The organism is Brevibacillus panacihumi, assembly GCF_003710985.1.
GTDB lineage: Bacteria > Bacillota > Bacilli > Brevibacillales > Brevibacillaceae > Brevibacillus > Brevibacillus panacihumi.
In genome coordinates, this window is record NZ_RHHT01000023.1 from 99,591 (window position 1) to 108,747 (window position 9,157).

Sequence of the window (9,157 nt, forward strand, 5' to 3'; positions counted from 1 at the left end):
TGTTAATCCATTAACGTTTCGATATATGACGGTGTGAGATAATGTCTCCATTAGTTCGAATATTCCGAAATCATGCAGGAGGGGATTGTCATGGATTTTCGCTTTACAGAAGAGCAGCAAAGCGTGATTGATCTGTGCAAGGAACTGGCAAAAGACTTTCGCACAAGGGCTGCAGAGCATGATCGCGATCGCTCTGCACCAGAAGAGAATTACGCGATCCTGCGGGAGAAAGGATTATTCGGAATCGCGATTCCCAAAGAATACGGCGGGTTGGGCATCGGCTTCTTGGGGTATTCGGCGGCAATCGCCGAGCTGGCGCAAGGCTGTGCGGCTACGGCCAACTCCTTTAACATGCATGCCAATGCCACCGGGGCGATACTCCAGCACCCGGATATCTCCGAACAGGTCAAGCAGCGCGTAGTCGGCCTTGCCCTGCAAGAAGGGAAGCTGTTCTGTACATCCGTATCCGAGCCATCCTCCTCCAGCTTGCTCGCAACCTCGTATACCCCTTCCCTTGCAGCCGTCAAGGTGGAGGGAGGCTACCGCTTGTATGGAAAAAAAGCGTTTTGTTCCATGGTGGAATCCAGCGATTACGTCTATCTGTATGCGCATCCCAAGGGAGATCCCAATCCGCAGGCAAGCATTGGCTTTTTGGTGCCGATCGATCGATGCACGGCAGAAGGCGTCACGGTGCACGATGTCTGGAACACATTGGGGATGCGGGCTACCCGCAGCAATACCGTAGAGTACAATGGAACATTCGTGCCGGATGAGCTCGTCCTCCATCAAACAGATGAATTCCTGAACGACTTTATCATTCGGGGGGCGAATTGGTCTTTTGGCGGGTTTGCCGCCGTCTACCTCGGCGTAGGGCTAGGGATCCTGAACTACGCAAGCGAGCTGCTGACTGCGAAAAAACCAAAGGGCTTCGCACAGCCGCAGGCCTTTCACCCGGATAGCCGGCGCAGGATCGGGGAAATGGCAGCCGAGCTGAACGGCGCGTACTGGGCGATGATGCACGCAGCTTGGCATAGCGATACGTATGGTCCGAGTGTCCAGACCTTCTTCCACCTGGTAAGGGCGAAGCATATGATCGCAGCGGCTACTTCCAATGCAGCCCGTTCGGCCTCGATCGCCAACGGCGCTCATGGCATGATGAAGGAATATCACCTGGAACGGATGGTACGCGACGCGGCGACAGCCCCGATCATGCCTCCGAACATCGATGCCTGCGCCGATCAGATTGGCTTGCTGACGATGGGACTGAATCCGGCAGAGGCATGTCCGCCATTACAGGTAAGCGAGCCGTTGTTTACGCCGGAAGTAAAGGAAGAGGTGCGATAGGATGGCACATACAGGACGTTTGCAGGGGAAAGTGGCGATCATCACGGGTGCAGGCAGCGGAATCGGCAGGGCGACGGCGGAGCGGTTCGCGCAGGAAGGAGCTTTGCTTGTTTTGAATGACCTCGATGAAGCAAGGCTCCAGGCTGTCATCCAGTCAACCCCCAATCCCGATCAACATGCGTATGTCATCGGAGACATTTCCCTCGAGGAGACGGCGATCCGGCTATCGGAAGCCGCCATCCAACGCCATGACCGGATCGACGTGCTGGTCAACAACGCAGGAATACACTATATCCAGGATATTACCGATATTTCTGCCGAAGAGTTTGACCGGTGTATCGGCATCAATTTGAAAAGCATGTTTCTCTGCTGCAAAGCGGTCATTCCGCAGATGCAAAAACAGCGGAGCGGGTCGATCATCAACCTGGGCTCCATCTCCTCGTTCGTCGGACAGGAGATGCTGGGGCGAAGCACGGTTCTGTACAATATCACGAAAGCAGGTGCCTTGCAGCTGACCAAGTCCTTGGCGACACGCTACGCCGCAGAAGGCATCCGCGTCAATGCTATCTGTCCGGGTGGCACGCGTACCAACCAGATTACGGAGGAGCATACGCAAAACGCCGTGACCATGGACCAGTTCTGGCAGTTCGCTGGTGACTCTCATCCGATGGGACGCTACGGGGAGCCGGCTGAGATTGCCAATGGCATCCTGTTCCTCGCTTCGGATGAAGCCTCCTTTATGACAGGAGCGCCGCTGATTATCGACGGCGGGTATTTGGCGAGATAGGTGAATAAGCAGATCAACTCATATAACCCAGCGGATGCGGCTGGGTTTTTTATGTCTGCACGCCAAGCAAGCGCGAAGCTGCAAGAGGAAAAACCTCACGTGCAGTTTTCGTAATAAACGGGTAATTTGATCGTAAATGTAGTCCCTTTGTTTAGTTCGGATTCCACTTCGATGGAGCCTTTCATATTCCTGATGATGTTATAAGAAATGGATAGGCCCACTCCCGTACCTTTATCTTTTGTGGAATAAAAGGGAGTGCCGATGCGTTTGACCTGCTGTTGCGTCATTCCGACGCCATTATCAATGATTTCAATGACATGAATGGATTTCTTATTATAGGCGCGAATCGTGAGGATTCCCTTGGTACCCATAGCTTCGACGCCGTTTTTGATGATATTGAGAAGCACCTGCTTGATTTCGCCTCTTCTCCCTTTCGTATAAAGCGAATCTTCTATACATGAATGGATCTCGATATTGTGGACGTTTGTGAATGAGGTAATCAGATCGATTGTATTTTTGATTTCATGCGATAAATTCACGGGTTCGTTTTGGGGGCTGACAGGTCGAGCCAGGGACAAATATTCGTTGATGATCGATTCTGTCCGATCCAATTCATCCAGGGATATTTTGATATAGTATTTTTGGGTGGAATTCAGGTTGCTGTCTTCTTTCAATAATTGCATAAATCCTTTGATCGAAGTCATCGGATTTCTGACCTCATGGGCAATCGAGGCAGCTAACTGGCTGACGACATTTAATCTTTCGGTTCTTTCCAATTCCTCTTTCAGAGCGAATTGCTTATTGATATTCTCAATCATGAATACAATAATAACGAGCGTTACAAAGGTAAGAATGGAGAAAGCAAGCATAAAAGGAAGTTGATCCGTTTGATCCATCATGACCAGAGTGACCCCCCGTGTGCATGCAATCGCCCAGTAAAAGCCGCTAATCATGAAGATCTTCGTTTTCATTTGCAGGCTGTCAAATTTCCGCTGAATGAGAATAAGGAGTATTGCCGCTATAATGTAATTGAATAGCGTTACATAGAAGCCTCCTCCACCGGATGCGTAACGGTATAACAGCATCACGGTAATCGTGAGCAAACCCGGCCGTATCCCCCCATATAGAAACGCTATGGCAATGGGAATCACTCTGAAGTCGTAAATAAACCCTTCATGATACACGATAGGGTTCGACATGGTTAGGATCAATGTGATGAGGACAATGAACAAAAACTTTGAGTGGAGTAATCTGCGAACCCGATTGTCTTCCTTGAGAAAGTTTTGGTAAATGGTAATGGGGAAAAGCATGAGTAAAAAATGATATAAAATGTCCTTCGAAAAATACAGCATAGCATGTTCCTTCCTTAAAAAAGTAAGAACCATTCTGCGTTTATTTTTCAGTATTATCCTTATTTTCAAATAATTTATCTGTTCAGTATTATAACACTTTCAAAGATTAGTAGGAATAAGGATGCCTCATCTTCCACATTTATTGCTGCTTGGGGAATAGTAAGCAGTAGGGGAGTCTGGTATTGCAGCGAGGATGGCTGCCCGATCTGTTTTTTATGAGGTGAAGCAAGATCATGACACAGGATATGTGGTCCAGAGAACATCAAACAGTGGAAGCCCGTTTGGCTGAAGCCGTGATTCACTGTCTCCCCTTTGCTCAGGAAGGGAAAACGGCCTCCTATATTCCGGCATTGGCGAATGCGAATGCTTCGGATTTGGGAATTTGTATCATGGGATGGGATGGCAGAATCGTCCATGCAGGCCAGTGGGAGAAGCCCTTCACGATGCAAAGCGTTTCAAAAGTCATCAGCTTCATGCTGGCTTGCATCTGCCAGGGGATTACTCGCGTCTTGGAAATGGTAGATGTCGAACCGACAGGCGATGCGTTTAATTCCATCATCCGTCTGGAATCCAGTCAGCCGGGGAAGCCCTTTAATCCCATGATCAATGCAGGAGCGATCACCATCTCTTCCATGCTTCCCGGCAGGAGACCGGAGGACAAGGTGGAGTCTCTTTTGCAGTTTTATGAAGATTTGACGGGGAAGCGTCCACGAATCAACGAAGAGGTTTTCTCTTCCGAATGGGAAACAGCGAATCGCAATCGTGCTATCGCTCATTATCTGAAGGATTCGGGGTATTTGCAGACAGAGGTAGAGGAGGCGCTTGAGGTCTACCTGAAGCAGTGTTCCATCGAAGTGAACACGGCTGACCTTGCCCGCATCGGTTTCATTCTGTCACGGGACGGCTATGATCCGATTCAGAATAAAGCCCTATTCTCCAAGCGAATCGCCAAAATCTCGAAGGCACTGATGCTCACCTGCGGCATGTACAACGCTTCCGGGAAGATGGCTGCCTTTATCGGCATTCCGGCAAAAAGCGGCGTATCTGGCGGTATTCTCGCTACGGTTCCTCCAAGGGTGGGAAAAAACGCTTCTTTTCCATTCGCGGAAGGCTGCGGAATCGGGATTTTTGCTCCTGCCATCGATGAAGCGGGAAACAGCGTAGCCGGAATCAAGTTACTGGAATGGGTGGCCAATGAGTGGGAATTGAGTGTTTTCTAAGACTGAAGGAAAAAGGTTTGCCTCTGCACCATTTCTAGGGCAAACTTTACTCTGTAGCAATTATGTTCCAAACGAGGAGGGAATCGTCCTGGACTTGAATCTGCAACAAATCAGCAAGCTGCTGGAGGTTGTTTTTGAGAACGCCCATGAGCCGATGGTTGTGACGGACAAGGAAGGGAATATTCTCTTGTTCAACCGCAGCTATCGGGAGTTTCTCGGCATTCAGGAAAATGTGATTGGCAAGCCTGTGACGGAGGTTATTGAAAATACCCGCATGCATATCGTCGGTCGGGAGGGCGTTCCTGAAATTGCGGACATCCAGCAGATCAAAGGGCAAAAGATGATTGCCCACCGGATCCCGATCATGGATGAGGGACAGGTCATTGCCGTTCTGGGAACGGTGCTGTTCCAGGATGTGAAGGAACTGGCCTCTTTGGCAGCGATGGTCGGACAGTTGAAGGATGAGTTGACCTATTATAAGAAAGAGCTGCGCCGCAGGCTGGGAGCCACGTATCATTTTGATCAGATCGTCGGCTACAGCCAGAAGATGAAAGAGCTGAAGAAATTTTCGCAAAAGGTGGCGAAAAGCGACTCCACGGTGCTGATCACCGGAGAGAGTGGGACGGGAAAAGAACTGTTTGCCCATGCGATTCATGCGGAGAGCAAGCGGAAGATGGGGCCGTTTATCCGGGTCAACTGTGCGGCCATTCCCGATTCGCTGCTGGAGTCTGAATTATTTGGCTATGAGGAAGGCGCGTTTACGGGAGCAGCCCGGCGGGGGAAGAAGGGGAAGTTCGAACTGGCGGATCACGGCACGATTCTGCTCGATGAGATCGGGGACATGCCCCTTCCGCTGCAGGCCAAGCTGCTGCGTGTCCTGCAGGAAAAAGAAGTGGAACGAGTCGGCGCTGTGCGTTCCACGCCGATCGATGTCCGCGTGATCGCGTCGACCAACCAGGATCTTCCGGCACTTATCAAGGACGGGAAATTCCGCGCAGACCTCTATTATCGGCTCAACGTGGTTTCGCTTGAGATTCCTCCATTGCGGGAGAGGCTGGAGGATCTGCCAGAGCTGGTCTCCAATCTGCTCCAGCGTCTGGTGGAATCGACGGGCATCAGCGTCAAATCGATTGATGATGAAGCGTGGAGTGTTTTGCGCAGCTACTCCTGGCCGGGCAATGTCCGGGAGTTGAACAACGTTTTGGAGCGGGCGCTGCATCTGCTCGAGGGAGATCAACTGAAAAAAGAACATCTCTGGCTGCCAGCGTCTGTGGAGTCACGGCCGTCCCGACCTGTACAATCGTTAAAGGAAACCTTGGAGCGTGCGGAGAAAGAGGCGCTGCTGATGGCGATGCAAGAGGCGGAAGGCAACAAGCTGGAGGCGGCCAAACTGCTGAAAATCAGCAAGTCGTCCTTTTATGAGAAATGGGAAAAGCATGGCCTGGCTACCTGATGAGAAGAGAACTCCTTCTGAGCGTCGATACAGAAGGGGTTTTTTGCTTTCCGGATTCGTGGAATATCGGGAGGGGTAGCGGATACAAGGGAACGTTCCGATATTCCGGGATTGCGGAAGGGAAATTCCGGATTTCTGGAAAAACAGAGGGGGTCTTGGGAGAGGCAGGGCGTATGGAAGTGGAGAAATGCCTGATGAGAAGGGATTTTCACAAACTTGGAGGCGATTGGCATGCTACTTGCTTTTATAAACGGTCATGAAAGCGGTTACTTGAGATTGAGCAGGAAGGGGGAAGGGCTAAACGCTGTTTTGAATGGATGAAAGGTGATGGAGAAGACAAGCGGCCCTCCAGAGCTGGAGCGGGCCGAACGAAAGGGGCATTGTATGTTTATTGAGGTATTTTCTATTCTTCTTGCTCTGGGATTATTGATGTTTTTTGCCTACAGGGGTTATCCGGTCATTATTTTCGCGCCGATTTTTACCTTGCTCGCAGTGGTGATGTCAGGCATTGCGCTGCTGCCTAGCTATACCGAAACCTTCATGGTGAACGCAGCCAATTATGTGAAATCCTTTTTCCCTATCTTTCTATTAGGTGCGGTATTCGGAAAAGTGATGGAGATGAGCGGAGCCGCTTCGTCGATTGCTCATCATATCGTCAAAGCCCTGGGCTCCAATCGGGCGATTCTGGCTGTCGTGCTTGCCTGTTCGATTTTGACCTATGGCGGCGTTTCCTTGTTCGTCGTAGCGTTTGCCGTCTATCCGTTTGCGGCTGCCATTTTCCGCGAAGCCAATATTCCCAAGCGCTTGATCCCGGGAGCGATTGCGCTGGGTGCCTTCACGTATACGATGGATGCTTTGCCGGGGACTCCGCAGATTCAAAATATCATCCCGACTACCTACTTCGGCACCGATGCCTATGCGGCACCATTGGTCGGGATTATTGGAGCGATCATGGTATTTGCAGCGGGGATGTACTGGCTGGAACGCCGGCGCAAGCAAGCAGCAGCTGCCGGGGAAGGATATGGAGAAGGGCATATCAATGAGCCAGAACTGCAAGCGAATCAAAACAAATCCTATATGAACATTTGGCTGGCGATTCTGCCGCTGGCGATTGTATTGGTCGGAAACTTTCTGTTCAGCCGCAGCGGCCTCTCGGTAGAGGGATGGTATGATGCGAAAATGCTGGAGGAGAGCTTCAAGATCGCGAATGTAAAAACGGTGTCTTCCTCCTGGGCCCTGATTCTCGCGCTTGGCTTGGGGATTATTGCCGCCATGCTGATCAATGCAAGGGAAGTAAAAAACAAATTGGCTGCGGGATTGTCTACTGCGGCTGCAGGAGCATTGCTTGCCATTTTCAATACGGCTTCCGAGGTTGGATTTGGAAACGTTGTCAAAACACTGCCTGGTTTTACGGTGATTAAGGAATGGATCGTGGGGGCGAGCAACAATCCGCTGGTGTCAGAAGCGATCGCAGTGAACGTGCTTGCCGGGGTGACAGGTTCTGCTTCTGGTGGTCTGTCTATCGCGCTGGAAGTGATGGGCAAGCAATACCTGGAGATGGCCAATGCACTGGGAATCAGTCCCGAGCTCTTGCACCGGATTGCCTCAATGGCATCGGGCGGGATGGATACTTTGCCTCACAACGGTGCGGTGATCACCCTGTTGGCGATCACAGGCTTGACCCACCGGACGTCGTACAAGGACATTTTTGCGATTACTGTCGTAAAAACGCTGGCTGTCTTTATCCTGGCGTTCGGTGCCTCCTTGTTCATGTAAAGTCAGCTTAGTCATTCAGATTTGAAATGTAGAGAGGAGAACCTCAGGTATGGAGAGATTATTGGAGCAAAAAGTGGCAGTCATCACGGGAGCAGCGAGCGGGATCGGCCTGGAAATCGCGCGGACGTTCGCCAGGGAAGGCGCCAAAGTCATGATCCTCGATCTGAACCAGGAAGCAGCCCAAGCGGCTGCAGCCCGGTTGCGGGAGGAGGGGCATGAAGCCATCAGCAGGGGTTGCGATGTGACGAGCGAAGAGCAAGTTCGCGCGAGCATCGAGAATGCGATTGATACTTTTGGAAGACTGGATGTTTTGGTGAATAATGCGGGATTGCAGCATGTCTCGCCGATTGAAGATTTTCCGACGGCCAAGTTCGAGCAGATGCTCTCGATTATGTTGACCGCTCCTTTTATCGCGATCAAGCATGTGTTTCCGATCATGAAGCAGCAGGGCGGCGGACGTATCTTGAATATGGCATCCATCAACGGCTTGATCGGCTTTGCCGGAAAAGCGGCTTATAATAGCGCTAAACATGGTGTGATCGGGTTGACCAAAGTGGCTGCACTGGAAGGAGCAGCTTCGGGGATTACAGTGAATGCGATTTGTCCCGGGTATGTGAATACGCCGCTGGTTCAGAACCAGATGGCGGATCTGGCGAAAACGCGTAACGTCCCGCTGGAGAAAGTATTGGAAGAGGTATTGTATCCGCTGGTGCCGCAGAAGCGTCTGCTCGGCGTGGAGGAAGTGGCAAATTATGCCGCATTTCTGGCCAGTGACAAAGCCCAGGGTGTGACTGGTCAAGCAATTGTGATCGACGGAGGCTATACGGCGCAGTAGCTCGCCGCGAAAGGACAGGGAGAGCCCAATGGCAACGGGTTTCTCCCTGTTTGTCTACTTGTATTAAAAAAAGCTCTTGTTTTTGAATTTCAGATGTGTTAGAGTATTCCTTGTCGCCAACGAGCGATGAACCAAATACGAGAAAAGATACTTAAAAAAAGATCTTGACTCGAACACGCCGGACGTGATAGAGTAATAAACGTTCGACAAAAAATGCTCTTTGAAAACTGAACAGCGAAAGCGTTGATGAGTCTATCATTAAATGATTTGCCAGCTTTGAACCAGAAACAAACTTTATTGGAGAGTTTGATCCTGGCTCAGGACGAACGCTGGCGGCGTGCCTAATACATGCAAGTCGAGCGAGGGTCTTCGGACCCTAGCGGCGGACGG

General features: G+C 50.9%; 7 protein-coding genes and 1 rRNA gene. 7 read left to right on the plus strand and 1 reads right to left on the minus strand.

The features are described from left to right. The first annotated feature begins 90 nt into the window (after positions 1 to 90). Entirely contained in the window at positions 91 to 1,344 is a 1,254-nt protein-coding gene (locus tag EDM58_RS11110; RefSeq protein WP_122913393.1) for an acyl-CoA dehydrogenase family protein, read from the plus strand. A 1-nt stretch (position 1,345) separates the two neighbouring features. Then, the gene (locus EDM58_RS11115; protein ID WP_122913394.1) at positions 1,346 to 2,131 is read left to right on the plus strand and encodes an SDR family NAD(P)-dependent oxidoreductase; all 786 of its coding nucleotides are present in this window, start codon (positions 1,346 to 1,348) and stop codon (positions 2,129 to 2,131) included. Between the two features lie 95 nt (positions 2,132 to 2,226). Here the strand turns inward: EDM58_RS11115 and EDM58_RS11120 are convergent, their stop codons facing one another. Continuing rightward, a complete protein-coding gene (locus tag EDM58_RS11120) occupies positions 2,227 to 3,516 on the minus strand; it encodes an ATP-binding protein (RefSeq protein ID WP_122913395.1) in 1,290 nt (429 codons plus the stop codon). 200 nt (positions 3,517 to 3,716) lie between these two features. Between EDM58_RS11120 and EDM58_RS11125 the strand changes: the two genes are divergently transcribed. The 5 genes from EDM58_RS11125 to EDM58_RS11145 form a co-directional block, all read left to right on the plus strand. Then, positions 3,717 to 4,703: a glutaminase gene (locus tag EDM58_RS11125; RefSeq protein ID WP_122913396.1), complete on the plus strand. Its 987-nt coding sequence runs from the start codon at positions 3,717 to 3,719 to the stop codon at positions 4,701 to 4,703. Positions 4,704 to 4,791: 88 nt separating this feature from the next. Continuing rightward, positions 4,792 to 6,156, plus strand: coding sequence for a sigma-54 interaction domain-containing protein (locus tag EDM58_RS11130; RefSeq protein ID WP_122913408.1), 1,365 nt, complete (start codon positions 4,792 to 4,794; stop codon positions 6,154 to 6,156). A 384-nt stretch (positions 6,157 to 6,540) separates the two neighbouring features. Continuing rightward, complete coding sequence (locus EDM58_RS11135) at positions 6,541 to 7,932, plus strand: GntP family permease (RefSeq protein ID WP_122913409.1); 1,392 nt, start codon at positions 6,541 to 6,543, stop codon at positions 7,930 to 7,932. A gap of 49 nt (positions 7,933 to 7,981) precedes the next feature. Beyond that, positions 7,982 to 8,767 carry a 3-hydroxybutyrate dehydrogenase gene (locus EDM58_RS11140; RefSeq protein WP_122913397.1) on the plus strand — a complete coding sequence of 262 codons (786 nt, stop codon included), beginning with the start codon at positions 7,982 to 7,984 and terminating at the stop codon, positions 8,765 to 8,767. 294 nt (positions 8,768 to 9,061) lie between these two features. Next, positions 9,062 to 9,157: ribosomal RNA gene (locus EDM58_RS11145) — 16S ribosomal RNA — on the plus strand; the annotation flags it as partial.

Bases quoted from the DNA above. Each gene is read 5' to 3' on its own strand.
- EDM58_RS11110 (WP_122913393.1), top strand. From the start codon at position 91: ATGGATTTTCGCTTTACAGAAGAGCAGCAAAGCGTGATTGATCTGTGC.
- EDM58_RS11115 (WP_122913394.1), top strand. From the start codon at position 1,346: ATGGCACATACAGGACGTTTGCAGGGGAAAGTGGCGATCATCACGGGT.
- EDM58_RS11120 (WP_122913395.1), bottom strand. From the start codon at position 3,516: ATGGTTCTTACTTTTTTAAGGAAGGAACATGCTATGCTGTATTTTTCG.
- EDM58_RS11125 (WP_122913396.1), top strand. From the start codon at position 3,717: ATGACACAGGATATGTGGTCCAGAGAACATCAAACAGTGGAAGCCCGT.
- EDM58_RS11135 (WP_122913409.1), top strand. From the start codon at position 6,541: ATGTTTATTGAGGTATTTTCTATTCTTCTTGCTCTGGGATTATTGATG.
- EDM58_RS11140 (WP_122913397.1), top strand. From the start codon at position 7,982: ATGGAGAGATTATTGGAGCAAAAAGTGGCAGTCATCACGGGAGCAGCG.